The sequence below is a fragment of the Idiomarina sp. MD25a genome, from assembly GCF_001870515.1.
Classification (GTDB): Bacteria; Pseudomonadota; Gammaproteobacteria; order Enterobacterales; family Alteromonadaceae; genus Idiomarina.
Window position 1 is genome coordinate 1245430 of sequence record NZ_MDGT01000003.1, and the last position, 24937, is coordinate 1270366.

At 45.5% G+C, this 24937-nt stretch carries 23 protein-coding genes and 3 tRNA genes; 22 read left to right on the top strand and 4 right to left on the bottom strand.

The features are described from left to right. The first annotated feature begins 8 nt into the window (after nt 1-8). The 11 genes from BFR57_RS09980 (at nt 9) to BFR57_RS10030 (ending at nt 6719) form a co-directional block, all read left to right on the top strand. Nucleotides 9-800, top strand: a complete 792-nt coding sequence (locus BFR57_RS09980; RefSeq protein ID WP_071463790.1) for a thioesterase family protein — start codon at nt 9-11, stop codon at nt 798-800. Next, nucleotides 797-1387 (top strand): 3-methyladenine DNA glycosylase, encoded by a 591-nt coding sequence (locus BFR57_RS09985; RefSeq protein ID WP_071463791.1) that lies wholly within the window; start codon nt 797-799, stop codon nt 1385-1387. The genes BFR57_RS09980 and BFR57_RS09985 overlap by 4 nt, the downstream gene beginning before the upstream one ends. A 152-nt stretch (nt 1388-1539) precedes the next feature. After that, on the top strand, nt 1540-2190 hold the full coding sequence (locus BFR57_RS09990) for a LuxR C-terminal-related transcriptional regulator (RefSeq protein ID WP_071463792.1): 651 nt from the start codon (nt 1540-1542) through the stop codon (nt 2188-2190). After that, nucleotides 2187-4004: an excinuclease ABC subunit UvrC gene (uvrC, locus tag BFR57_RS09995; protein WP_071463793.1), complete on the top strand. Its 1818-nt coding sequence runs from the start codon at nt 2187-2189 to the stop codon at nt 4002-4004. Before BFR57_RS09990 ends, uvrC begins: the two co-directional genes overlap by 4 nt. Before the next feature lie 48 nt (nt 4005-4052). Beyond that, nucleotides 4053-4601 (top strand): CDP-diacylglycerol--glycerol-3-phosphate 3-phosphatidyltransferase, encoded by a 549-nt coding sequence (pgsA, locus tag BFR57_RS10000; protein ID WP_071463794.1) that lies wholly within the window; start codon nt 4053-4055, stop codon nt 4599-4601. Nucleotides 4602-4697: 96 nt separating this feature from the next. Further along, a tRNA-Gly gene (locus BFR57_RS10005) sits at nt 4698-4773 on the top strand. Between the two features lie 7 nt (nt 4774-4780). Continuing rightward, a tRNA-Cys gene (locus BFR57_RS10010) sits at nt 4781-4854 on the top strand. Nucleotides 4855-4874: 20 nt separating this feature from the next. Continuing rightward, nucleotides 4875-4961: transfer RNA gene (locus BFR57_RS10015), tRNA-Leu, on the top strand. 142 nt (nt 4962-5103) lie between these two features. Beyond that, nucleotides 5104-5322 carry a TIGR02450 family Trp-rich protein gene (locus BFR57_RS10020; RefSeq protein ID WP_071463795.1) on the top strand — a complete coding sequence of 73 codons (219 nt, stop codon included), beginning with the start codon at nt 5104-5106 and terminating at the stop codon, nt 5320-5322. A 172-nt stretch (nt 5323-5494) separates the two neighbouring features. Then, nucleotides 5495-6004 carry an outer membrane beta-barrel protein gene (locus BFR57_RS10025; RefSeq protein ID WP_071463796.1) on the top strand — a complete coding sequence of 170 codons (510 nt, stop codon included), beginning with the start codon at nt 5495-5497 and terminating at the stop codon, nt 6002-6004. Between the two features lie 127 nt (nt 6005-6131). Beyond that, the gene (locus tag BFR57_RS10030; RefSeq protein ID WP_143441072.1) at nt 6132-6719 is read left to right on the top strand and encodes a hypothetical protein; all 588 of its coding nucleotides are present in this window, start codon (nt 6132-6134) and stop codon (nt 6717-6719) included. Between the two features lie 81 nt (nt 6720-6800). On the opposite strand, the gene BFR57_RS10035 is transcribed toward BFR57_RS10030, so the two are convergent. Beyond that, nucleotides 6801-7475, bottom strand: a complete 675-nt coding sequence (locus BFR57_RS10035) for an FAD-binding oxidoreductase (protein ID WP_071463798.1) — start codon at nt 7473-7475, stop codon at nt 6801-6803. Nucleotides 7476-7617: 142 nt separating this feature from the next. Here BFR57_RS10035 and BFR57_RS12925 point away from each other — a divergent pair, with 142 nt between their 5' ends. From BFR57_RS12925 to BFR57_RS10095, 11 genes are all read left to right on the top strand, one after another. Continuing rightward, nucleotides 7618-8235: a TonB-dependent receptor plug domain-containing protein gene (locus BFR57_RS12925; RefSeq protein ID WP_253183625.1), complete on the top strand. Its 618-nt coding sequence runs from the start codon at nt 7618-7620 to the stop codon at nt 8233-8235. Continuing rightward, nucleotides 8214-8825, top strand: a complete 612-nt coding sequence (locus BFR57_RS12930; RefSeq protein ID WP_253183626.1) for a TonB-dependent receptor — start codon at nt 8214-8216, stop codon at nt 8823-8825. The genes BFR57_RS12925 and BFR57_RS12930 overlap by 22 nt, the downstream gene beginning before the upstream one ends. 367 nt (nt 8826-9192) lie before the next feature. After that, entirely contained in the window at nt 9193-9975 is a 783-nt protein-coding gene (locus BFR57_RS10050) for an MBL fold metallo-hydrolase (RefSeq protein WP_071463801.1), read from the top strand. Between the two features lie 16 nt (nt 9976-9991). Further along, entirely contained in the window at nt 9992-10954 is a 963-nt protein-coding gene (locus BFR57_RS10055; RefSeq protein ID WP_253183627.1) for a GlxA family transcriptional regulator, read from the top strand. An 85-nt stretch (nt 10955-11039) separates the two neighbouring features. Continuing rightward, on the top strand, nt 11040-11804 hold the full coding sequence (locus tag BFR57_RS10060; protein ID WP_071463802.1) for a hypothetical protein: 765 nt from the start codon (nt 11040-11042) through the stop codon (nt 11802-11804). Between the two features lie 58 nt (nt 11805-11862). Further along, entirely contained in the window at nt 11863-13557 is a 1695-nt protein-coding gene (locus tag BFR57_RS10065; protein ID WP_071463803.1) for a methyltransferase domain-containing protein, read from the top strand. Between the two features lie 32 nt (nt 13558-13589). After that, a complete protein-coding gene (locus BFR57_RS10070; protein ID WP_071463804.1) occupies nt 13590-14246 on the top strand; it encodes a Bax inhibitor-1 family protein in 657 nt (218 codons plus the stop codon). Between the two features lie 683 nt (nt 14247-14929). After that, the gene (locus BFR57_RS10080) at nt 14930-15985 is read left to right on the top strand and encodes a hypothetical protein (protein WP_143441073.1); all 1056 of its coding nucleotides are present in this window, start codon (nt 14930-14932) and stop codon (nt 15983-15985) included. Between the two features lie 349 nt (nt 15986-16334). Next, nucleotides 16335-16967, top strand: a complete 633-nt coding sequence (locus BFR57_RS10085) for a hypothetical protein (RefSeq protein WP_071463807.1) — start codon at nt 16335-16337, stop codon at nt 16965-16967. A gap of 189 nt (nt 16968-17156) precedes the next feature. Continuing rightward, nucleotides 17157-17753, top strand: coding sequence for a DUF2971 domain-containing protein (locus tag BFR57_RS10090; RefSeq protein WP_143441074.1), 597 nt, complete (start codon nt 17157-17159; stop codon nt 17751-17753). 194 nt (nt 17754-17947) lie between these two features. Beyond that, nucleotides 17948-18217 (top strand): YrhK family protein, encoded by a 270-nt coding sequence (locus BFR57_RS10095; protein WP_071463809.1) that lies wholly within the window; start codon nt 17948-17950, stop codon nt 18215-18217. Nucleotides 18218-18229: 12 nt separating this feature from the next. Here the strand turns inward: BFR57_RS10095 and BFR57_RS10100 are convergent, their stop codons facing one another. From BFR57_RS10100 to BFR57_RS10110, 3 genes are all read right to left on the bottom strand, one after another. After that, nucleotides 18230-21400 carry a DEAD/DEAH box helicase family protein gene (locus BFR57_RS10100; protein WP_071463810.1) on the bottom strand — a complete coding sequence of 1057 codons (3171 nt, stop codon included), beginning with the start codon at nt 21398-21400 and terminating at the stop codon, nt 18230-18232. Further along, a complete protein-coding gene (locus BFR57_RS10105; protein ID WP_071463811.1) occupies nt 21400-22815 on the bottom strand; it encodes a restriction endonuclease subunit S in 1416 nt (471 codons plus the stop codon). Before BFR57_RS10105 ends, BFR57_RS10100 begins: the two co-directional genes overlap by 1 nt. A 69-nt stretch (nt 22816-22884) precedes the next feature. Next, nucleotides 22885-24867, bottom strand: coding sequence for a class I SAM-dependent DNA methyltransferase (locus tag BFR57_RS10110; RefSeq protein WP_071463812.1), 1983 nt, complete (start codon nt 24865-24867; stop codon nt 22885-22887). Nucleotides 24868-24937 lie beyond the last annotated feature (70 nt).

Consider the following 24937-nt stretch of genomic DNA (forward strand, 5'->3'; position numbering starts at 1 on the left):
AGGTTTATATGTTTTTTGAAACGCTAGCGCAGATTGTAAAAGATAAACATCAACAAAGTATTGAGTTACCTGAAGGGTGGGCGCAAGGGCGCGCATTTTTTGGTGGGTTTAGCGCCGGTATTGCCGCTGATTTTATTCTTAAGCAGTTTGATGCGGCTTATCATATGCGCGCATTTAATGTGTCTTTTGTAGCGCCAACCGCGCCCGGGAGTGCGGATTTATCGCTGAACATATTGCGTCAGGGGTCCTCGGTTGTGCAGGTCAGTGCGCAAATTATTCAAAATGGCGAAGTGACCTTGTTTGCACTGGCAAGCTTAGGTAAAGCACGCGAGTCGCAGGTGTTTGAAGACCAAGAGCCTGCGCCTGAGTTTGCTGCCCCCGAACACGGTATGGGTATTCCCGATTCGCCCGTAACGCCTGAGTTTGCTAAACATTTCGACTATCGTATTTTGCGCGGCGGTATGCCGTTTAGCGGTCAAGTCGAACGAGAATTCGGCGGCTGGGTACGGTTTAAAAACGAACAACACGAAATGACCATTGCGGCTGTTCTAGGTTTAGTGGATGCGTGGCCACCGGCCGTATTGCCGCGTTTGAAAAAGCCCGCACCGGCTTCATCGCTCACTTGGACCATTGAGTTTCCCGATAAGCGGTTGTCAGAAAAGCAAACCACCGCATGGTGGCGTTACTTGGCGACGATTGAATATGCCGCCGATGGCTACGGGCATAGCCGTGCCGGGTTATGGGATGAGCAGGGCGAATTGTTTGCGATTAGCCGCCAAACCTTTACGGTGTTTGCATGAGTGAAAAAGCAAGCGACGTCAAGCAACACCTGTTATCAACCCAGCCAGGTTTTGAACTGGTCCTGCTTGAGCAGGACCATGTTGAACCGTTAACCCCTTCAGACATGGCACCGATCGAGGCATTGCCTCGTATTGTGATGCGGCAAATGTTGAGCTTACAGGCATCAAAAACCATTATTTCACGCGTCGAAGCACGTGCGGCTGAGCAGGGCGTGCGAATTGCACAATTAGGTTACGATGACTTATTAGAATGTGGGTTAAGTCGTAATAAGGCGGTCGCAGTGGGGGCTATTGAAGCCTATTGGCAACAATCGCGCGAAAAAATGCAGCAGTGGCCGCTACTGGATTGTGACGATCTCTTACGCGAAGTTCAGCAGATAAAAGGCGTAGGACCTTGGTCGGCATCGATTTTGGCGATGTTTCACTTTGCCCATGAGGATCTTTTTCCTATGCAGGATAGTTCGCTGCGCAAAGCCATTGCGTTGCTGAAAGAGCGCGACGTTGTCATTATTCCCGAACGTGCGACACCCTACAGGTCTTATCTCGCCTGTTATTTGTGGCAGTTACTCGATCAGAAACGAATTTAGTTTCAAATTGAGACTTCACAGAAAATCGAGTGAGTTTAGTTAACAAAATATTCGATTTTCAACTTGCTAAATAGTCATTTTTGCTCAAATTTATTCTCGCTTTAATCAGCAAAACCCACGTTCAATCAATTGTTGAGAGGAATTATGCAAAAATGGCCAAAATTATTTTAGCAATCAACAACCCTATTGTTAGCGCAGGGATGCGCACTGTAGTCGAACAAAACTTTTCTGATGAAGTCGAAACGGTTGAATCTATGCCGCAGTTGCGCTTGGCGGTAAATGAACACCCCAATTCAATCGTGGTGTTGGGCTGCTCCTTAGCAGGCGATGCGACAGTAGAAAATTGGCGTCGACTAAAACGCCGCCACGAAGACATCAAACTCATTGTCTGGGGGAAACGCTATCAAGACGTGTTGGATTTTCAGTGTGGCGTGCAAGAAGTCGACGGCTACTTGCTCGAGTCTGGCAGTAGCCAAGAGCTCGTAACTGCCATATCGTCTCTACGTCAGGGCTCCGTATTTGTGGCGGCACCGATTGCCGAATACTTAGCCAAAAACCCGTATGGCGATAAACGACGTAATATTGTTGAGCAACTCAGCGACCGAGAACTTCAAGTCATGCAAATGATCGGTCGTGGCGTGCGTGTAAGTGAAATCGCGGAGCATTTGTGCATCAGCAGTAAAACGATCAATACATTTAGGTATCGAATTTTTGCAAAGCTTAATATTAATAGTGATGTACAATTGTCCCATCTAGCATTACGAGCGGGACTCGTTGAACTATTAGAATTTGAAGGTGTATGAGCAACCAATTTGATGCAGAAAACTTTCTGAGACACCTGACTCATCAGCCTGGCGTTTATCGCATGTATGATGAGTCAGGCGATGTCATCTATGTCGGCAAAGCCAAAGACTTAAGAAAACGCGTATCGAGCTACTTCCGCGAGAAAGTCGATCGCGTGAAGACACAAGTCTTAGTTAAGCAAATTGCCGACATGGATGTCACGGTCACCAATACCGAAGCCGAAGCGCTTATTCTCGAGAATACCTATATCAAAAAATATCGCCCGCGTTATAACGTCTTACTACGCGACGATAAGTCCTATCCCTACATTATTATGACCGATCATACGCATCCGCGATTAGGTTTTCATCGCGGTGCGCGGCGCCAAAAGGGTGAGTATTTTGGTCCGTTTCCTAACGGAGCCGCGGTGCGCGAGAGTCTGCGACTCATGCAAAAGTTGTTTCCTATTCGTCAGTGTGAGGATGCCTATTACCGAGCCCGTAGCCGTCCGTGCTTACAGTATCAGCTGAAAAGGTGCTTAGCGCCATGCGTGAACGTCTGCACTGATGAGGAATACGATGAGCAAGTGCAACTGGCACGGCAGTTTCTCAACGGCAAGAACCAACAGGTCATTGATCAGCTTGTAACGCGCATGGAAAATGCCAGTGAGTCGCTCGACTTTGAGCGCGCGGCACGCTACCGCGATCAAATTGCCATGCTAAGACGTACCCAAGAACGTAACTCAGTGACGGGCGCGCAACAGGAGCTCGACGTCATAGGTTTTGCGCGCGGTAATGGTGTAACCACCGTACAAATGCTGTTTATCCGTGATAATCACCTACAAGGTAGCCGCAGTTATTTTCCTAAAGTACCGGCGGATACATCGGATGAAGAAGTCCTTCAAGCCTTCTTATTGCAGTTCTACCTAAATCAAAGCTCTGGGCGTAAAACCCCTGCCGAAATTGTGCTACCCGATGAGATCAAACACGATCCTGTGCTAGGTGAGGTACTCGGCGAGGCCGTCGGCCGTAAAGTGCGTTTACTTCACAACGTGCGTGGAGAGCGCAAGCAATACCAGCAGCTCGCTAAGAAAAACGCCGTTAATGCGTTGGAAGGTAAACTGAATCAACAAAGCACCATGAATCGTCGAACATCGGCGCTTCAGCAAGTGCTTGAACTAGGGATTCCGATTCAGCGCATGGAATGCTTTGATATCAGTCACACTATGGGGCAGCAAACGGTTGCATCCTGCGTGGTGTTTGACCAAAACGGACCCAAGAAATCGGATTATCGGCGCTATAATATTACCGGTATCACGCCCGGCGATGATTACGCCGCCATGGCGAAGGCACTGGCTAAGCGTTATGACAACGCCAAAGAAAACGGCAATATTCCTGATATTTTGTTTATCGACGGTGGTAAAGGACAACTGGCGCAAGCCGAGAACTACTTCGCTGACTGGGGTAAAGACGCGCCTATGCTGATAGGTGTCGCAAAAGGAGAGTCGCGTAAGCCTGGATTAGAGACATTGATCATGGCAGGAAGCCACGAAACGATTCCTTTGAATAAGGATGCCAGCGCATTGCATTTAATCCAGCATATACGCGATGAGTCGCACCGATTCGCCATAACTGGGCATCGTCAGAAGCGTAATAAAGTTAAACGCACATCGAGCTTAGAAGAGGTCGAGGGCATTGGCGCTAAGCGTCGGCAAAAGATTTTAAAAAATCTTGGTGGATTACAAGAGGTAAAAAACGCTAGTATTGACCAATTAGCCAATGTCCCAGGTATTAGTCGTGCACTGGCTGAAAAAATATATTACTCATTTCGATAGCGAGAGCAGGGCGACCGTGCCACTGAGCTAAAAAAAGGATTGCGGATAATGAAGTGGAATATCCCAAATATTTTGACGAGTTTTAGGATTTTATTAATCCCGGTATTTTTGATTGTGTTTTATTTACCGTTTGAAGATGCTCGTTTTTGGTCGGCGTTTATTTTTTGGCTCGCCGCAATTACCGATGCGCTCGATGGCTGGATCGCTCGTCAATTTAACCAGTTTACTGAGTTTGGTGCATTTTTAGACCCAGTGGCTGATAAAGCCATGGTTGTAGCCGCTCTGGTGGTATTGGTTGAAGACTACAACACGTGGTACATCACAGTGCCAGCGCTCACTATGATTTGTCGCGAGCTGATTGTCAGTGCACTGCGCGAATGGATGGCACAGCGAGGCGATCGTGAGAAAGTGGCCGTGTCTAATTTGGGTAAATTAAAAACTATTGCGCAAATGGTCGCGTTAATTGGCCTTTTATGGGACGCGAACATCTGGACATTCTGGATTTCAATCGTTTTATTCTATACCGCATTTGTTCTTACATTATGGTCGATGTGGGAATATTTACGCGCTGCTGGGTCACAATTGACTAGAAATTGATAGGTTTGCGCTAAAAATAGCCAAACAGTCACAAAAATCACAAAAAGTCGTTGACGTATTTCATTTAAACAGTAGAATGCGACGGCAGATGGCGATGCGGGAATAGCTCAGTTGGTAGAGCACAACCTTGCCAAGGTTGGGGTCGCGAGTTCGAGTCTCGTTTCCCGCTCCAAACCATCGGCGGGTTGGCAGAATGGCTATGCAGCGGATTGCAAATCCGTGGATCTCGGTTCGACTCCGGGACCCGCCTCCATGACTTGGTTTACTTTTAGTGCCCGGGTGGTGGAATTGGTAGACACAAGGGATTTAAAATCCCTCGCTGGTAACAGCGTGCCGGTTCAAGTCCGGCCCCGGGCACCAATTCCAAATCGTGTAGCTTGCGCTTTCAGCGCAAGAACACACCTCAAGTAATAGTCCCCATACTTTTATATTTCGTGATAGCACGCAAACACGCGTCGCTTGCGCCTTTGGCGCAGGGCAACTGAATTATCACGGAGCCAACATGAATCAAATTAATCCTGCCAAGCTTCACAATAGCAAATGGACCGCCGTAAAGCCGATAAATCGCGAGAAGCATTTTTTGGTATCAGAAGTTGAGTACGATGAAGAAGGTAATGTCATTTCGTGCGTAATCGAGTCAGTGCTTTCAAAGAACGAATACTCAATTGATTGGCGTGAACTAAAAAACGAAGAAAAATGGGCTCAGGGCTGGAAGATGTAGGTTTTAAATCGTTTTTCTTGCGCCGAAAGCGCAAGCTACGGGCCAAAGGCGTGAGCTACCTTACTGACAAAAAATATATAAGCATGTTATAAAATAATCTAACAAAAATGAACTTTATTTAAATAAATGGTCAACTCTAGGCGTTTAGACAAAACGGAGTAGGAAAATAAAAATGAAAGCTTTAATTAAAACATTGGGTTGTTCTTTGCTATTAACGGCCTCAATGAGTGCCAACGCGGACTGGTCTGTTTCAGGTGGTTTTACGAGTTTCCAAGATGATATTGACTCGTCAGAAAGCTTGAGCTTAGGCGCGCTGCACGGTGGACTAGGTTATACGTTCGACCGCGGTAACTTTACCTTCATGCCAGAGCTGCGCGTTGGTTTTGGTGTTGGTGATGATTCCGCTTATGGTTTGGACGTTGAAGTTGATAACCTTGTAATCGCAAGTGTGCGCGGACAGTACAATGTAAATGATTCATTTGGCATATTCGTACAGCCTTCATATGGTCGTCTAGAGTTTTCAGCCAGTGGTAGTGGTGCATCGTTCAGCGGCGGTGACTGGGAAACAGGCATTGGCACCGGCGCCTCTTACAAGTTAGGCAAGAACGCATCAATAGAAGCCATGTACGAGCAATTTGATAGCACAGATGTTGTCTCATTCAGCTTCCGCTACACCTTCTAAAAATACAGTTCAGACACATCTGTTTGCAACTTGCGCCAAAGGCGCAAGCTACTGAATTTTAAAAGGGCGCAAGTTGCTGAATTTTAAAAGGGCGCAAGCTACAAGGCCCATCAAGGACGACGATAATATGCATAGCAACCTAAAACCATTGCTCATGAGCGCCTTAATAAGCGTATCGGTTATCGCTGCATCGGGCGTAACTGCTCAGCAGTACCTTAAGACAAAGAATCTCTACCCAAAGACGGTATCTGATCGGATAGTTAACGTTTCAGCTGGATATAAATCTGACTCGTTACCTTACGGTGTTTTCGAGTATATCGATACCTTTGGTAGCACCGAGGCTGAAATTGTGAATGGATTGGGGGAGCCTGAAGAGCGGTTTGAATGGCAAGAAGAGAATCGTCATGAAAGTGATGTAAAGAACACTGTTATTACGCTGGTTTACGACGGTCTTATCATTGAACTTGTAGAGGTTAAGCAAAAAACCTTTATCAAACGCCTCTTTATAAAGAGCTGCGAGATTAATTCACCATTCCAGAATTATCTGTGTAAACCGGTACCAGCGGTCATAAGTGAGTTGGGTCACCCGACTGTCATTTTAGTCGACGAGCTCATTTACACGCTGCAACATGGTGATGTCGGTTCAACCCCCATGCGGATGGGGGTAAAAAATGACAAGATTTCGTGGATTTATTTGAGGAGTTATATTGATTAGGGACTTGCGCCAAAGGCGCAAGTTACGGAGCAAAGGCGAAATATACAGGCCAGAGGCGCAAGTTACGGCCTAAGGCGCAAGCTACTTCTCAAACACCAAGCCATCGGGATCGGCGCCTAGCTCTTTCAATGCGTCCATTATGCCGTCGTTGAAGGCATCGGGGCCGCACACGTAAAAGTGCTGGTTAAAATTGTTGATATGCTCGTTTAGAAAGGCTTTATCGATGTGGCCATCGATAAACAGGTGATTGCCATTTGGCTTTTCATGGGTGATGACATTGATGAATTGATCACCGAGTATTTGCTCGAACTCCTCTTTCAAAATAATGTCCTTTTCGCTGTTGTTCGAGAAAATAAGTCGGTTATTGCCAACATCACCTTTGCGTGCCAAATCGCGGAAAATCGCTATAAATGGCGTAACACCTGCGCCGCCTGCGATAAATGTGCCTTCGCCTTTGTATTCAATGGCGCCCCATGGGTCTTCAATAATCAGCGAATCGCCTTGCTGGAGTTGGCCAATTTGTTCGGTCACACCGTCATGATCGGGATAAACCTTAATTACAAACTCAAGCCACGGATCGCTATTGAGCGATGTGAAAGTAAACGGGCGTTTCTCATCGCGCCAACCTTCTTTATCAATCGCGACCTCGGTGGCTTGTCCTGGGGTGAAATTATAATCGTCCGGCTTTTCTAATCGAATCCGTCTCACGTTGTGAGTGACTTCGGTAACATCGTTTACTTTTAATGTATGGCTCATGGTTTACCTCAATCTTTTTACAAGTGTCTATTATTTTTACACGAGATAAACCATGAAAAAGATCAAACTTACTCAGTTTGCATAGACACCCAAAGAACAAATGCAATAATATAACATTACAAAAATAATCAATGATAGGTGTATGATGTCTAATGCAGTTCGTTTCAGTATGCTGGCCCTAGCAGTTTCATCTCTGTACTCACCCCTTGTATGGAGCCAGGCGGATGAAAACGATTTAGAAGTTATCGAAATCAAGTATCGCCAAGCGTATCGAGGCGACACGCCAATGGCTGAAATACCGCAGGCGATCACGGTTCTAGATCGCACGTTAATTGAAGACGTGCAGTTATCCCGGTTTCGGAACATTTTGACTTTTGATCCCTCCATTGCGCTGCAAAACGACGGGGGCAACCTGTGGGATAGTTATTCTTTGCGGGGCTTTCCGGGCAATGAAAACGTTCCAACCGGCTACCTTGTTAATGGCTTTGCTGCGGGGCGCGGTTTTGGCGGGTATCGCGACTCGTCAAATATTGAGCTGGTTGAGGTGTTAAAAGGTCCTGGCTCAGCGCTTTATGGTCGTTCGGATCCCGGAGGCATCATTAATGTTGTCACTAAAAAGCCACAATATGCGACTGAGGGGTACCTGCAAACGACCGTGGGTACCGACGACCGGTATCGACTTGAGGGTTATTATACCTCCGCAGTTAACGACGCCGTCGCGATTACGACTCTGAGGATTTGTCAGCACGCTTTGAACTGAGTGGTAACTTTGCGATAGGGGGATTAACTCATCATGTGTTGATGGGGGTTGATGCGTACACCTATGACTTATTTACATTGTTGGCGCGTCAGCGTATTACCGATGGGTCTTGCACGCTCAATATTCATGACCCGGTTTATGGCCAAGTAGCGCCCGAACCCCCCACCATGTATGCCAACGATGAAAACCAAAAAGGTTTTGGTGTCTACCTGCAAGATCAAATTGATATCGCCACCGATTGGCGGCTGTTATTGGGCCTGCGATATGATGATTACAGCCAAAAAACCAATGAACTTGTCTCAGTGGCGTTCACACAAAGTAGCGATAGCAGAGTGAGTCCGCGAATTGCCTTAAGCTATTTACTGTTTGATGAACTCTCACTTTACAGCAGCTATTCAGAGGGCTTTTTGCCCATCAGTGGTACTGATTATCAGAGTAGGGGCTTTGACCCAGAAGAGAGTGACTCCATTGAACTAGGCTTTAAATGGCGAGCGAGTGGTTTCACGTTGAATGGCGCATTCTTTGATGCCAGCAAAACAAACATTCTGACTACCGACCCGGAGCACCGCGTCAACTCTCTGTTAATTTGAAGTACGAGTTTTAAGTTATGTCTCAACCAACGATTAAACAGCGCATCGATTCTCATCGCGAGTTCATTTATTACAGTCGCGCCGGGTACCTATTTAAGCGTGCCTTCAATCACTTGGGTATGGTTGATCACGGCAGCGCTCGCAATTGCGCTATATTGGCCAACACGCTGGTTTAATCAATATAAAAGCCGCAGTCAGAAGGCGTGGCTAAAGTATTTTTAAAACGTGCAAACATCAGATAACGAGTTAAGTAAGAATAAAATGGCCCATTTTTATGTGTATATGTCCATATAGCCACTTTTGGGATTATTTCGTCGCATTAAACTGAGTGCTGTTCTGAAGTTAATGACATTAATAGGAGTCACTGATGAAAATCACTCAAATTCGTAATGCAACGCAGATAATTGAATATGCAGGTAAACGCATTTTAATCGATCCGATGTTAGCCCCTAAGGGTACGTATCCCGGTTTTGAAGGTACCGTTAATGCACATCTTGATAACCCACGCGTCGATCTGCCACTATCGATTGAGGAAATCATTGATATTGATGCGGTTTTATTAACGCATACCCACCCGGATCATTGGGATGAGACGGCCGTTAATGCCATTCCTAAGGAGCAACTTATTTTTGTTCAACATGAGCAAGATAAAGCGATATTAGCTTCCCAAGGTTTCAATAATCTGGAGATTTTTTCTGAAGACACTGATTTTGGTGGGATTTCGTTTCAGCGTACCTTTTGCCAACATGGGCCTGAGGCTGCGTTTGAGCATGAGCAAATGGCAGAAATACTCGGTGAAGTGACAGGTGTCATTTTCTCACACCCCGATGAAAAGACACTTTACTTAGTGGGCGATACGATTTGGGTAAAACCGGTTGAAAATACGATGCGGCAAGCACAGCCCGATGTGGTGATTCTTAATACGGGCTGGGCACATGTGCTAGGCTTTGGACCCATTATCATGGGCTTAGAAGATGTATTGAAAACGCATCAGCTATTACCTAAAGCAGATATTGTGACGACCCACATGGGGGCTGTTAATCACGCTCTGGTTACAACTCAACAAATGCGCGATTATGTTACTGCCAATCAATTAAGTGACTGGGTGCATGTGCCGGAAGACGGTGAAGCGGTCACTATTACTCACTAATAGTCAGGTACGAAAAGTGTCGGAAATTAATACGCCAATACCCACCGTTGCAGTGGTGGTATTTAATGACTTTAGCCCGTTTCATGTCTCGGTTCCGAGTATTGTGTTTGGTAAAGACACGCTCGGCGAAACGCTATTTAATCTCGAGTTAGTGGCGGGTGAAGAGGGCTTGATTACGTCCAGTGCAGGTATGCAGGTTCATCCGAGTGCGGATTTGAGCGCCTTGCAGTCTGCGGACATTGTTATCTTACCCTATTGGCGTAGTCTGACAGAACAACCTCCCGCGCCGGCGCTCGCTGCGATTCAAAGCGCAGCCGACCGGGGGGCTTGGGTTGTAGGTTTGTGTTTGGGTGGCTATGTATTAGCGTATGCCGGCTTGCTCAAGGGTAAGCATGTTGCGACGCACTGGGAGTTAGAGCACGACTTTAATCAACGCTTTCCGGCGGCTCAGTTGGATACCAATGCGTTATATGTTGAAGACGGCAATATTATTACGTCAGCGGGTACTGCGGCGGGAATTGATTGTTGCCTGTACCTCTTTCGAAAATATTACGGTAGCTCGCTAGCCAATAAAGTGGCACGGCGGATGGTCGTGCCACCTTATCGCGACGGCGGACAAGCGCAGTTTATTGAGCATCCTATTCCTACCTCTACCTCCGATGCGCGGCTTAATCAATTAATGGAGCGTATTAGATCAGACATCACACATAGATATACACTCGATGAGCTGGCGGAGCGGGTCATGATGACTCGACGTACGTTTACTAGAAAGTTCTATAAGGCAACGGGCATGTCATTTGGAGAATGGCTAGCTGCCGAGCGTTTAAATCTTGCGCAAGATATTCTAGAAACAACAGATTTATCAATCGAACAGATAGTAGAACAAACTGGATTTAGTTCTGTCATGGCGTTTAGAGAGAAGTTTAAGACACGGTGTGGTGTAAGTCCTAATCAATGGCGAAAGTCTTTTCGTCGATAGCACAGCGGTTAGGGCGGGGATTTGCCAAGTCGTATAAAACACCTGTATAGTTCGCCAAAACAATAACTTAAAAGACATTCAAAATATGATTGCTATGCACATGACCCTCTCAGGTCGCCTTATTCCGCCGCTCGGTATGTTTGCTTTGTTAGGTATGGCTGTGGCCGTTGGCGTTGGTGCGACGCTCTACGCAGCCGACTGGGTTGTGTACCTAATGCATTGGGTTTCTGATTTTTTGTATAACGCTGAACTCATGTTTAGCAGTCTTTTGCACGCCGTTGGCCTAACGGACGATATCTCAAGTACCTATTATTCGTTTGCCCGTGAAAAGAACGCCGGTGTATTTGCTGGGGGCCTGTACATAGCGACTGAGGTTTTATATCTAGTGGCGGTGGTTGTTGTCGCAACACGCGCAGCAGTCGAGCCACAATCTAAGTCTGTAAAAGCAAATACCCCTAAAAAGTCGGTCTCGCTGTATTTATTGTTAAATATCGCGTACACCGTTGCCTTTTTCTACTGGATAATGTTCGACCTACAATACGCGCGGAACTACCAAGAGGCGTTGTTAGGGCCTCTGCGTGAACAGGCAAATAGTCTGTCGAGCGTATTTATCGCGACCTGGAGTTGGAAGCTCATCCTGTTTGTACCACTACAGTTGGCATTGATTATCGGTGCTTGGCGCAATAGCCCCTGGTTTAAATCGCTTTTTGCCAGCTATTTGATATTTGATGTGGCGTATTACGGCGTGCTGACTGTTTTAACGACAAGTTCACATTCGGGTTTATTTGTCAGCATTGTCGCATTATTATTGTTTACGCCGTATTTGTTGACCGCCAAGCGCTCGTTCTAATCGCTTGGCGTTAACAGACATGGCTTCGCAATAAACAATAATAATAAATGCAGAAACCATGTCCGAAAACATCGCATACTATTCCAAACATGCCGAGTCACTCGCTGATAACTATAATCGCGTATCGTTTGAGTCGGTCCATAAAGACTGGCTACATGCGCTGCCAGAGCAGGGCATGGTGCTTGACGTGGGGGCGGGCTCAGGGCGTGATGCGCGCTACTTGGCTGCACGCGGTTTAAATGTCGTTGCGGTAGAGCCTGCGCACGAGCTCCGCGAAGTTGCGCAGCAATATACCGTCAATAGTGCCGTACGATGGTTAGCCGACAGCCTGCCCGATTTAACTAAAGTTTTTGCGCTGCACACCAAATTTGACCTGATCTTACTCAGTGCGGTGTGGATGCATATCCCATCATCGACCCGCGAGCGCAGCCTGCGCAAATTAAGTAGCTTATTAAAGCCCAACGGTAAGTTGGTGATTTCGTTACGTCACGGTGCCTGTCACGACGAGCGCACGATGTATCCTGTTTCGGCGGACGAGCTGGCGCAACTGGCGAGTCGTTACGGCCTAACCTTCGAATTACTGACTCCTGAACAACAATCTGATGAGTTAGGCCGCGATGATGTGAGTTGGCAGACGGTCATGCTGACGCTGCCCGATGACGGCACGGGGGCGTTTCCGCTACTCCGCAATATTGTTGTGAATGACAATAAAACATCAACGTATAAAGTCGCGTTGCTTCGAAGCCTGCTCCGCATTGCCGAAGGTCATCCCGGCGCTGTGCTAGATCAAACAGACGACCACATCGCGCTCCCCGTGGGATTGGTGGCATTGTATTGGCTAAAACTGTATAAGCCCTTAGTCGATCATTACGGTATGCATCAAAGCACTCATAGCGGTAAAGGGCTCGGCTTTGTTAAACCCCACGGCTGGCAATTGCTCAGCGATCGCAGTGCAGGGGATTTTACGATTGGCGCTCAGTATAGCGATGAGGCTATTGTACAGCCCTTGTACCGCGCCTTAAAAGATATTGCTTCAACGATTAAAAACATGCCCGCCAAATACACCACCATCCCGGGCTCGGGTGATGCTGTGTTTGCAGTTGAGCTGAATCGCACGCAAAAGCCAAAGCGAAACCTCACCTTAGATTTACCGTTTTTAAGCGCGTTGGGTACCTTTTATGTGCCCAAGCACATTTGGGATTCATTAACGCGTTTCAGCGTTTGGATTGAACCTGCGCTGGTGAATGAATGGGCGGCGCTTATGGCAAGTTATGCGCCGAATAAGCAAAAGGCATTTAACCGAAGCGATTATTTAGTAGCGCTCGACTGGAAAGACGACACACGAACCACAACACGGGTGCGTCAACGCATCAACACATTGCTGGCAGAGGGTAAGGTGCATTGTTGTTGGTCCGGTAAACCGATTAAGCCTAACCGCTATGCTGTTGATCATGCGTTTCCCTTTGCCCGATGGCCCAATAATGACCTTTGGAACCTGTTGCCCAGCCAAGCCCAGGTCAACTTAGAGAAACTAGATAGACTACCCAGTCGCGAAAGACTGAGCACCGCACGAGAATTGATTCTGACGTGGTGGCAGCAGGGCTGGCAGATAAATAAAAGTGAATTTTTTACCCAAGCCAACCTGGCACTCCCCAATTTAAGCCACCACAACCAAAGCTTTGATGATGTATTTGAAGCGTTGGCGCTACAGCGGGATAGAATTAAAGATATCCAGCAGTTAGCGGAGTGGTGAAGTGAATTGAGTTAATAACAGTAGGAAGTTACATGGAAAGTGATGTATTTGATCGAAAAAGCACGACCTGTCCGATTATCAGTGACGCTAGATACCATTTAATTATCGGTTTAACGCTATGCTGGGGCTTCATCATAAATTGGTGGATAGTGACCCATATCGAAACGGAATCGATTTCTAGTATTAACCCGTGGCTATTTTTTCTGGGTTATTTTGCGTCGTGCTTTTATGGCGTTTACTTGTTTAACAAATCAAGAAAACCACTGGTGAGCTTTATTGGCTATAACTTTGTGGTTGTTCCCTTTGGCTTAATCGTTAACCTCGTTGTCAGTAAATACGATCCCGACGTCGTGGCTGAAGCCATCCGAGTAACCGGTATGGTCACTATAGGCATGATGTGCTTAGGCGCGTTGTTTCCTGCCTTCTTCAAAAAGATTTCCGGTGCACTCACCGTAGCGCTCTTGCTTGTGATTGTCGTAGAGCTTATCGAAGTGTTTATATTTGGCGTGCACCACGAAGTACTTGACTGGATCGTGGCACTGATATTCTGCGGCTACATAGGCTATGACTGGGGCAGGGCGTGCCAGATACCTAAAACCGTCGATAACGCGATTGATAGCGCAGCGGCGCTTTATATGGATATTATTAATTTATTCCTGCGTATTTTACGTATACTGGGGCGGAAGTAAGGGAGCCTTAATTTCAGCAAGCCGTTATTTTTTGAAGCGAGTGCTGTGAACGACTCGAATGTTGAAAGGATAGAGACGCGTGAAATATTTTCTTCTAAGAACTATAAAAATAGGTATCGTTTTAAATCTGCCGCCTTTGCTGGTAGCGCTCATGGTTTACCTTAAATTAGATATCTTCCCTATCATTTTCACAGCGTTACTATGGGCGAGTATCCCACTTCAGTCTTTTGGTATGGGATCGCTCTTTACTGAGAGTCAGATTACTTTTAACGAATGGGGTGTGAGTCAGGCATCACCTGCGGTTTGGGTGTCTATTGTAATGTTCTGGCTACTTTGGGCTGCTCTCATTAGCTTTATAAGCTTACTGAGAATTAGCAGAAAGTAGGTAAGTGCCCATGAAAAAGCGGATCCGTTAATCGCACATAGCGGACCTCCCGGTTTTTTAAAATAAAATCATCCTACGCTTAGTAAGCGCAGACCTGAATTAAGAAGAGAAAAAGTACCTGATTAACTATAAACCTCTGCCTAGTTGTTCTTAGCCACTACAGACCAACTTAGATAGCCATTAGTATTTAATGATATATTCGGGTAGTTTCATATGGTAAACACCGTGGAAACAGAGGCATTACCATTAAGCGCTCTTCCTTTTGCAAAGAAATAAGTAATTGAGGGAAAGAAAAATTTTGAACACAGTTTACATAATTGGCGCTGGGGCAAGTCATGAGGTGGGACTTCCAACGGGGGATACGTTAAAAGACGAGATTGCACGTACGCTATATATTAATTATGCCTTTATGCCTTCAGAAAGGGAGGGTAACTTGAGTCTTTGGGACTGTTTTAAGCAAACTTATTCCAACGACGAAGAAAAGTTAAAGAAAATTTACTCAGCGTGTCAACATATTGTTAAAAATCTTCCTTTAGCTATCTCAATCGACAATTTACTAGACTCTGATGCACTCAATACAGAGCTCGCACAGTGTGGAAAAATAGGAATCATTGAGTCCATTTTGAAAGCGGAGAGGAGTAGTTCATTATATTTCGAGCCAAACGAGGCAGGTTTTGCTGATAATATGCCTAACCTGCAGAGTACTTGGTATGTCCAGTTCTTTCGCAGAGTATTCGAGGGTTGTTCAAAAGACGACCTAAAGGAACGTTTGCGCAACATTACTCTAATAATATTTAATTATGACCGGTGCGTAGAGCATTTCCTGTATCACTCGATGATGCAGTACTTCCGTTTGAATGAGCAAGAGTGTGCTGCGTTGCTCAACGATTACCTCAAGATCATTCACCCATATGGAACCGTAGGCCGCCTTCCATGGCAAAGTGATCATAATAGCAACAACACTAGGCGACCGTTCGGCGCGCCCGCGGACTATATAGATATAATTAACTCATCGGACTCAATTAAAACTTTTTCAGAATCTGAAGGGTTAGAGTCAACTGTTCGACAAGGAATTGTCTCCAATATGGCGCACGCAGAACGGATCATTTTCTTAGGCTTTGCCTATCATAGGATGAATATGCAATTACTATCCAACTTCGGGGAGGAGCGGTTTATCAACCAGGGGAAGGTTATGTGCTTAGCAACAACACTGGGCTTCTCTGAGAACGATACTCAATATGTGAATCGCGACATAGGTCGATTGTATAAAAATGAAGTAGATATAGCATTAGAAAGCTCAAAGTGCTGCACCTTTTTTCAAAATAACTCAAGAGCCCTTTCTTTTGACCAATAACCTTAACTCAATTGGGGATAACCGCTTGGCGCTATGAAGACATCATTTAAAAAATAGTTAAGCCAATCATACTTGGCATAGCTTTTAACTACAAAATATCACTATCATTGACACTGCAGAGTATATCACCTTCAACCTGTATGGCTGCGCCACGTGACTTAGAATGAGTCGACTCTTAGCGCACTCCATACTAGATTAGATAGAGCCTACAGAGGAAGTGTTCAATATCCGCTGCTGGAACACTGCGTTCTGTCCGCTTGAAGCGAACAACAGACATTTGTAATTAACTTACCTTACGATATATGCTGTTCAATTCGGGTTAATAAGCTGCTAAGCATTAGGGGCCAAGGTGCAAAAGCCAGATCAAGTGTCCGCATATTTTTTGTATGACTTAGATAAGTTTCGAGTGTTTTGTGAACTGTCTCAACGTCATTGGGAGGAAGAGTTAGCCAGATACAATACAGTGGATCTGGAAATCGATGAATCGACTTATTGGGATAGATATCAGTACCGCAATGACCTCAGCGCAGATTTTCAAGAAGGGTTTCCACAATACCAAAAGCAATCGTTCCTCTTGATGCTAGTATCGATTTTTGAGGACTATCTCAACCAACTCTGCAATTGCTCCTATGTTGAAAGAGCTTTACCTTGTAGCCTGAAGGACTACTGCGGTACAGGAATAGAACGAGCCAAAAAATACTTAAAAAAAGTGGCTGATATAGACGTGCCTACAGACACCGCAGACTGGAATAAAGTAATAGAAGCACGAGATATTAGGAATATTATTGCTCATAATGCCGGTCACATTGATGAAAAAGCACATCAAAAGCAGCTTAAAATCGTTGCTAAGAACTCAAATTTGACCTACCAAAAATTTGCTAGGATTCACCTTGATGTCACACAGGAATATTTGTTCGAAGTGATTAAAGCTATGAAGAACACTGCATGCAAAATCAGGCGTATGACGCCACGTAAGTCTTAATATTTAGATATACGAAAGGTATATATGACCCCTAACTTCTTAAATTTCAAAGAATCCGATTTAAATAAATATATTTATAGAATTGTGCCGTTATCAAGGCTGTATGAGCTATTTGAGAAAACAGAAAATGTCTTAGTCAAACCAAGCATGTGGGAAGATCCTTTTGAAAACTTTATTTTAAAATAAAAAGTGCGTTTCAAAAATGGTAGAACGTATCGCTTTAGCCATCAAAGCGGACTTTATGGGCAATGTTGGACACTTAATAAAGCTTCTGATGCTATGTGGAGAATCTATTCGTCTGACAAACGCTCTGTGCGGATTAGAACAACGGTAAGAAAGTTATTTAACAGTCTATATGATTCGCAAGCTGAAGATTCTCAAGAAGATATTGGTCTTAGGCATGAAAAGTGTTTTATTGGAAAGGTAAAATACCTACCAAGCCATAAATTAAAAGCCTTTGCGTCTGACATCTTTAGTGAGCAGGCTGGAACCAGAACATATTCTTTGGCATCTTCTTTGTGTGCCAAAAGGCCTGCATTCAAACACGAAAAAGAGGTCAGGCTGATTTACTTTGAACATGACATTAACAAATGTAACGACGGATTATTTAGGTATAAATTTGATGCGCATAAAGTCATTGATCAGCTGATGTTAGATCCTCGTCTAGATGCTAGTGAAGCTGAAATAATCAAAAAGGATATTGCTAATAGAATTAGTTTCAAAGGCTTAATAAAGCGTTCCTTATTGTATGCATTACCACAAGATCTCGTAATCGATGTGAAATGATTTACAAAGCTAACTCGCTGCTATCTTGATGTAATGTAACCAACTACCGGCGATTCAACGTCCGCTCCTGGCACAAAGCGGACCAAACCATACTTATCAATAATTCATCCCCCCCAATCACTTGCGACAACAGCAACGCCCGTGGGATATTAATGAAACGCTTAAATGTAATTCCAACGACATACAGGAATACTATGACCCAAAACACGGAGTTAGATCTCGACTTAGGAAAGCGGCATATCGTTATTCAACGCCGGTATGAAGCATTAGGCGCGCTAAACGACTTGCTCATTGCAGTCTGGTTTTTAATCGGTAGCTTCTTCTTTTTAAACGAGTCGTTAGTGGATAGTGGGACGTGGTTGTTTATCGTAGGCAGCGCTCAGTTGATCATTAAGCCGTTCATCAAACTAACCAGTTTAATTCACTCGGGCAGGGTGTTTAATAAGCAGCAACAGGGGCACTAAGCCCCTTAACGACTAAACATTCGCACTGCGCTCGACTAACATCTTTAATATCAATCGCGCAAAACCATCCTGTACGGCTGGATTTTCGAGTATTTCTACGGATAGTTTCTCGTGGTCCGACATGGATTCAACAACGCGGTCAAGTAAACGCTGTGGCAAAAGTCCGTGCATGACTTCTTGTTCCGAGTGTTTCTTTACTTGCGCCATGAGATCGTCGTCGCGCTCCATGCGGTTAGCGATGTTTTCTGTGTATTGTAGTTTATCCTCGTCTTGAACCTCACTGCCGAAAAGATCGTTAAGTGCATCGATGATTTCTTGCAACTTTTTCTTTTCTGGATCGTGGGGTTTTCCGCTACCGACTGCGGTAATGGGTTTAAGGTAGCCGCCGTCTTCTTCCTCAAGTCGTAATTGCTTCTCGGCTTGTTTGGTGGTGCGGAAGTGGGTGAGTTGCACGCCCGAAAGATCAATGTCGTCATCGTCTTCGAGTCGCTCTGTTTTTATTAAACGGATTAACTCTTTGGCGTAGACGCATAAGGCTTCGAGATCGTGATCATTGTATGGTGTAATCTGTGATAAGAACTCATACATGCGCACGAAGCTGTTGAGATTTTTTCTGAATAGCTCGAGTTGATCAAGCATCTCGCCAGCTGCTTTTACCGAGTCCTCGGCACTATTAAGAGTGACTTTATCGCCTTGAGCTTTGGCACGGGTGAGCATCGTTTTGGCTTCTTTTAAGGTATCTCGCGCATGTCGATAGCGCGCGGCAAAGCGCTGCTTGGCTGGGGCGGTAAAGTAGCTTAAACGTGATGCCGGTGCTTTGGGGTTGAAGAAAGCATTGGCAAACTGCTCAACTTCGCTCCATTCGTAGATGTGCTCATCATCGAGCTTGCTCATAATATCAAACAAGATATGCGGGTCGGTCACCGACTCGAGTTCGGCGGTGGTGTAGTAAGGCTTAAACGACTCGAGAATATCTTCCTCATTATTAAAAAAGTCGAGGATAAAGGTTTGGTCCTTGCCCGCAAATGTGCGATTCAAACGCGACAGCGTCTGCACGCACTCAACGCCTTGTAGTTTTTTATCAACATACATTGCACAAAGTTTCGGTTGATCGAACCCTGTTTGATACTTATTGGCAACAATCATCACATTAAAGTCTTCGGTAGCGAAGGCTTTGGCGTGGTCGCGGCCATTTAAGCCCGGGTTGAGCGATGAACTAAACTCAGTTACATCATCAAGAATGTACTCATCAGCTGGCACCTCACCAGAAAAGGCAACCAGTGCATGTACATCGCCGTAGCCTTTGTCTTTAATATAGTCGCTCATTGCCAACTGATACCTTACAGCCTCCTGACGACTACTTGTCACGACCATGGCTTTGGCTTGGCCGTTTAATAGATGACGTACATTGGCGCGAAAGTGTTCAACGATAATTTCAACGCGTTGATTGATGTTATAAGGGTGCAAACGCACCCATTTGGCCAGTTTTATTCGCGCCTTTTTGCTGTCGACTTCTTTATCTTCGCCTTCGGGGTGCGCAATTTTCCATGCGGTGGCGTAGGTGGTGTAGTTTTTTAATACATCAAGGATAAAGCCTTCTTCGATCGCCTGACGCATGGAGTAGACATGAAAGGGACGCGGTTTATTGTCGTCACTTATCGGCGCGCGTGGGTCATCGGGCACACCAAAGAGCTCTAAGGTTTTACCTTTGGGTGTCGCAGTAAACGCAAAATAACTGATACGTTCGTTAGGCATGCGAGCTTGTACCGCTGCATCGAGTAATTCTTCCGCACTAATGTCCTCACCCTCAGGTCGCTCTGTGCCTAATAAGGCTTTTAACTTATTGGCTGAAGAGCCGGTTTGTGATGAGTGTGCTTCATCGGCAATAATCGCATAGGTACCTGCTTTGAGTTTTGGATACTTATCCAATGCGCTATAAAGTGCAGGAAAGGTTTGAATCGTTACGACGATAATCCGGACATTAGCTTGCAGTGCCTCAGCAAGCTGATCCGACTTACTTTTATTGCCGATATCGCGCGTAATGGCACGTACGACACCATCCGATTGCTCAAATTGGCGAATGGTGTTTTGCAACTGAGCGTCGAGTACAGTGCGGTCAGTGATGACAACCACTGAGTTAAACAGCTTGTTACCTTGGTTATCGTATAAAGATGAGAGCTGATGCGCCGTCCAGGCGATGGAGTTTGACTTTCCTGAGCCTGCGCTGTGCTGAACCAAATACTTTTTACCAGGGCCTTCGGTACGTGTTGAATCGATCAGTTTATTGACCACGTCCCATTGATGAAAACGCGGAAAGATCATTGTTTCTTTGGTGGTAATGCGCCCATCAAACGCCTGCTTTTGCTCAACTTCTAGGTGCATAAAGCGGCCAATAATTTTAAGCCATGCCGCTTTATTAAACACGCGTTCCCATAAATAACTGGTCGCATAACTATTTTCTGATGACGCACGTGGATTACCCGCGCCACCTTCGAGCGTGCCCTGATTAAATGGCAAAAAGAAGGTATCTTCGCCCGCTAGGCGCGTTGTCATGGCGACTTCATCCTGACTGACTGCAAAATGGACAAGTGCACCTCGTTTAAAGGCCAGTAGGGGTTCGGGTTTACGTGTTACGGGATCGAGCACAGGACGATCCAGCATATATTGGCGTTTGGCGTGCGCCACGGTCTGCTTAAATTCGCTTTTGAGTTCCATGGTCGCAGTCGGGATGCCGTTTACAAAAAATACCAAATCAATACGTGGGTTATACCCCTTATCGCCTTCGCGCGCATGGGGTGAATAGGAGACTTCCTCGACTACCCGTAAACGATTCATTTGGTAACGACGTTCAGTATCGGGGTTCATGCCATGATCAGGTCTAAAAGCACAAACCTTGATGGTGCCACCAATCGCCTTAAAACCCTGACGTAATACATGCAATGCACCTTTGCGCTCCATGCCTTTAACTGCCGCATGAACCAACAGCTTCTCCGGGTTACCAGGGTTAGATTTACAAAAACGCGTCCATCTCTCGGGGTATGCTTCTTTTACAAACGCGATGAGGTCTTCGGTATACACCGCATTGGTGCGATCATAATTCGCAGCCTTACCGATTAACCAGCCATCATTGGCTAAACTGTTCAGAATATCGCTCTGAAACTGCCGTTCCTTGGTATCAGCCATTATGCCTCTCCGTGTGCACTGACTTTTTCTAATTGTGATTCCACTCTATCTGAACCCTTAGGCGGTTGCCAGTCGCGCACATCAATTTTGCCGGTAACGGCGGCTGATATTAGGGCGGAGCGGCGTTCTTTCATGAGTTGAATAGACTTATTGGTTTGCATGTCGAGTCGATCAATTCTCATGGTTTCATAATTGATATAGCTAGCTATTTTGGTTTGTTCTTCTAGGGATATTAAAGGTATTGCAAGTTCTTTAATTGACCCCGTAGAGATGCTCGCCTGATTAATTGCAGGCTTTGCTCGACTTTCAACTGCTTGTCTAACTATTTTTGATTTCAAGAAGTAAAGCAACCAGTAACTATTAACAACGCTTCGTTCTGGTTTAAGTCTGAGTAGGTTCATCCCATGCACAAGGGGTTGACTTTCCTCATAGATAGCCACGTTACCAATCATCGCTAGTGAGTTGATGTGCGAGAATAGGATGTCTCCTTTTTGCAGTAGGAAAGGTTCTATACACTTAGTGTTTTCAATATATCCAACTTTCTCATAGTTAATTTGACCTGTAGATATGGTCTCAATTCTAGTAATCGCAAGAGTATCGAGGCTTTCATCTATCTGAGCCGCCGTCGTGCCATTAGAAACAGATGACACGAGATGGTTAATTTTTCCTATCGTCCAATGCTCAGGCACCTCCCCAAGCCATTCAACACCCGAGTCTTTCATCGGAACGTCTGGGTTAAGCCCTTTGGTAACCGCATGACTAATAACCGCCTGGCGCTTTTCTTTGAGCAATTCAATCAACCGCTTTTGCTCATCAATCAGTGCATCAATTTTTGCCGTTTCGTAGTCGAGGAACTGGGCTATTTTTTGTTGCTCTCCTTTTGTAGGAAGCCACACTGATGTGCTTTTTAATATGTTTTGGCTAATACTTAAAACTTTTACACCTTTAACTAACAGCCTGATTTGATTTCTGAACTCCTCCGAGTGAAACACGTATGCGAAAAATCGAGGAAATACGTTACCTACTGGGCGAACGATGATGGTGTGATAACCTGCGAGGGTCGGATTGGTCGATATTAGCTGGCTAAAATTACCAGATCCTTCTATATCCTCCGACGTGTCGGCGAATACAAAGTCACCATTTTGAATGAGCGCGTTGGGATTTGATTTTAGGTAAGATTGAGAAACGCATTTTAGGCGATGAATATTTGGGTTAACTTCAAAACCATATTTCGAGTGAATTTCGCCGTAATTTAGGCAAGGAACCCCTTCATCACACAAGTCCTGCTTGGTAACAGTCAGACCTTTGCCAAGATTAAATAAGTAACCAAGTTTATTCTCAGACCAATGGGAGGGAAGGCTCTCAATACCTAAAATTTGGCAACTGGCAGTATCTTTATATGTATTAAGTGTCAAAATCTATCCTCAAATCCTTTGAGACCATTTTTAGTAATCGAAGTAAAGTACTTTGATAATTTGCTACACTCACGCCGACAACTCCTCAATCATCTGCTTGATTTTATCCGTGCATTGTTTGAGGTCTGCGTCAATCTCCTCGAGTGGGCGAGGGGGCTCGAATACATAAAAATGCCGGTTGAACGGGATTTCAAAGCCGACAATACCGACTTCACTGTCTTGCTCGTCACGCTTGCTTTCGTCTATCCAGGCATCGGGCACGTGGGGTTTAACTTCGCGCTCAAAATACTCGTAGATGTCGTCTGTTAGCGGCACGTTTTCGTAGTCACGTAGGCTAGAGTCGGCTTCTGCGTTGCCTTTTTTATCGCTGCAAATGTCTGCGTCGCTATCGCGCTTGCTCAAGGCGTTAAGCACTGCTTTTAGTTGTGCAGCGGTTAGCTTTATATCGCTTGCTTTGAGTTGGTCGTTCAGTGCTTTGGTGAAATCATCACGATTGGTGAATAGGGTATCAGCGTTTATGCGCTGAATCGCTTGCTTCAGTTGGTTAAAATCGTCGGCTTTAAGCTTTTGCAGTGCTTTTTCGTCATCTAACTGGGCGACACGTTCTTCATTTGCCTGGAAATTAAGCCGCAACGGGCGCTCAATCGTGATACGGCGATAGCCGAATGCCTCATTCGGAAACACTTTACTATTTTTGGTTTCTTTTATGGCACCATATATCCGCACCAGCTCGTTAATATGATCGTCAGTGAGATATTTACGTTTGCTACCGAGTGATTTGCGCATTTTGGCAAAGGTTTCGCTGCCATCAATTAGCTGTACTTTGCCTTTACGTTCCGGTTTTTTAGCGTTGGATAAAATCCAAATATAGGTACTGATACCTGTATTAAAGAACATATCAGTGGGCAAGGCGACGATGGCTTCAACTAAATCGTTTTGCAAGAGGTAACGACGGATCTCGGATTCGCCGCTGCCAGCCGACCCGGTGAATAGCGGACTACCGTTAAGAATAATACCAATACGCGAGCCGCCTTCGCGTGGGTCGCGCATTTTGCTGACTAAATGCAGTAAGAACAATAATGAACCATCGGATACACGCGGTAAGCCGGGGCCAAATCGACCATCAAATCCACGTACTTTATGCTCCTCGGTGACGACCCGTTGCGATGCCTTCCAATCAACGCCAAAGGGAGGATTTGCTAGCATGTATTTGAAGGATTCGTGCGCTAACTGGTCATTGGATAAGGTGTTGCCTAACTTAATATTGGCGACTTCCTGATCTTTGATCATCATATCCGCTTTGCAGATCGCGTAGGATTCAGGATTAAGCTCTTGCCCAAACAGTCGCACGGTGACGTTTTCGCTAATGGATTGAATGTATTCATCACTCTCAGACAAGAAGCCGCCGGTCCCCGCTGTTGGATCATAGATGGTGATGATGCTGTTGGGTGTGAGTACTTTTTCCTGACCAGTCATCAATAGTGAAGTCGCGGCATGCACTACATCGCGTGGAGTAAAGTGTTCTCCTGCCGTTTCATTTGAGCTCTCGGCAAACTTGCGAATTAGCTCCTCAAAGATAAGCCCCATCCCATAGTTCGACACGGTATCGAGGGAAAGGTCAATCTGTTTACCAAATTGCTGAGTGACCTGGTAGAGCAAATCCGCTTCCGCCAATTTGAGTACAAATTCTTCAAAATTAAAGTGTTCAAAAATGTCGCGCGCCGAAGGGCTAAATGACTGTACGTAGGATATCAAATCCTCGGCAGTGTGGCTCTCCGAGAGCGTAGCCAGAGTTAGCGGTGAGGCGTTATAAAATGGTCTACCCGATGCTCTGAGTAACAGCTGTTCACGGACAGCATCCGATTTGTCGCGCAACCGGTCCGCCGCTTCAAGCACATCTTGTTTATTTGGTGCTACTACGCACTCGAGTCGGCGTAATAAGGTAAAGGGGAGAATAATGCGGCCATATTGAGATTGTTTGAAATGACCACGTAGCAGATCAGCCACAGTCCAAATAAAGGACGCGGTTTGTCCATAGTTTTCAGTATTCACGTAACATCCTGTTATGTTTAACTTATCCTTAAGTTAAAATTATTATGCCATTGCAGGCTCAGATGTCACC

Excerpts from the sequence above, each read along its gene's own strand:
- BFR57_RS09980 (WP_071463790.1), top strand. The coding sequence starts at position 9 with ATGTTTTTTGAAACGCTAGCGCAGATTGTAAAAGATAAACATCAACAA.
- BFR57_RS09985 (WP_071463791.1), top strand. The coding sequence starts at position 797 with ATGAGTGAAAAAGCAAGCGACGTCAAGCAACACCTGTTATCAACCCAG.
- BFR57_RS09990 (WP_071463792.1), top strand. The coding sequence starts at position 1,540 with ATGGCCAAAATTATTTTAGCAATCAACAACCCTATTGTTAGCGCAGGG.
- uvrC (WP_071463793.1), top strand. The coding sequence starts at position 2,187 with ATGAGCAACCAATTTGATGCAGAAAACTTTCTGAGACACCTGACTCAT.
- pgsA (WP_071463794.1), top strand. The coding sequence starts at position 4,053 with ATGAAGTGGAATATCCCAAATATTTTGACGAGTTTTAGGATTTTATTA.
- BFR57_RS10020 (WP_071463795.1), top strand. The coding sequence starts at position 5,104 with ATGAATCAAATTAATCCTGCCAAGCTTCACAATAGCAAATGGACCGCC.
- BFR57_RS10025 (WP_071463796.1), top strand. The coding sequence starts at position 5,495 with ATGAAAGCTTTAATTAAAACATTGGGTTGTTCTTTGCTATTAACGGCC.
- BFR57_RS10030 (WP_143441072.1), top strand. The coding sequence starts at position 6,132 with ATGCATAGCAACCTAAAACCATTGCTCATGAGCGCCTTAATAAGCGTA.
- BFR57_RS10035 (WP_071463798.1), bottom strand. The coding sequence starts at position 7,475 with ATGAGCCATACATTAAAAGTAAACGATGTTACCGAAGTCACTCACAAC.
- BFR57_RS12925 (WP_253183625.1), top strand. The coding sequence starts at position 7,618 with ATGATGTCTAATGCAGTTCGTTTCAGTATGCTGGCCCTAGCAGTTTCA.
- BFR57_RS10050 (WP_071463801.1), top strand. The coding sequence starts at position 9,193 with ATGAAAATCACTCAAATTCGTAATGCAACGCAGATAATTGAATATGCA.
- BFR57_RS10060 (WP_071463802.1), top strand. The coding sequence starts at position 11,040 with ATGATTGCTATGCACATGACCCTCTCAGGTCGCCTTATTCCGCCGCTC.
- BFR57_RS10065 (WP_071463803.1), top strand. The coding sequence starts at position 11,863 with ATGTCCGAAAACATCGCATACTATTCCAAACATGCCGAGTCACTCGCT.
- BFR57_RS10070 (WP_071463804.1), top strand. The coding sequence starts at position 13,590 with ATGGAAAGTGATGTATTTGATCGAAAAAGCACGACCTGTCCGATTATC.
- BFR57_RS10095 (WP_071463809.1), top strand. The coding sequence starts at position 17,948 with ATGACCCAAAACACGGAGTTAGATCTCGACTTAGGAAAGCGGCATATC.
- BFR57_RS10100 (WP_071463810.1), bottom strand. The coding sequence starts at position 21,400 with ATGGCTGATACCAAGGAACGGCAGTTTCAGAGCGATATTCTGAACAGT.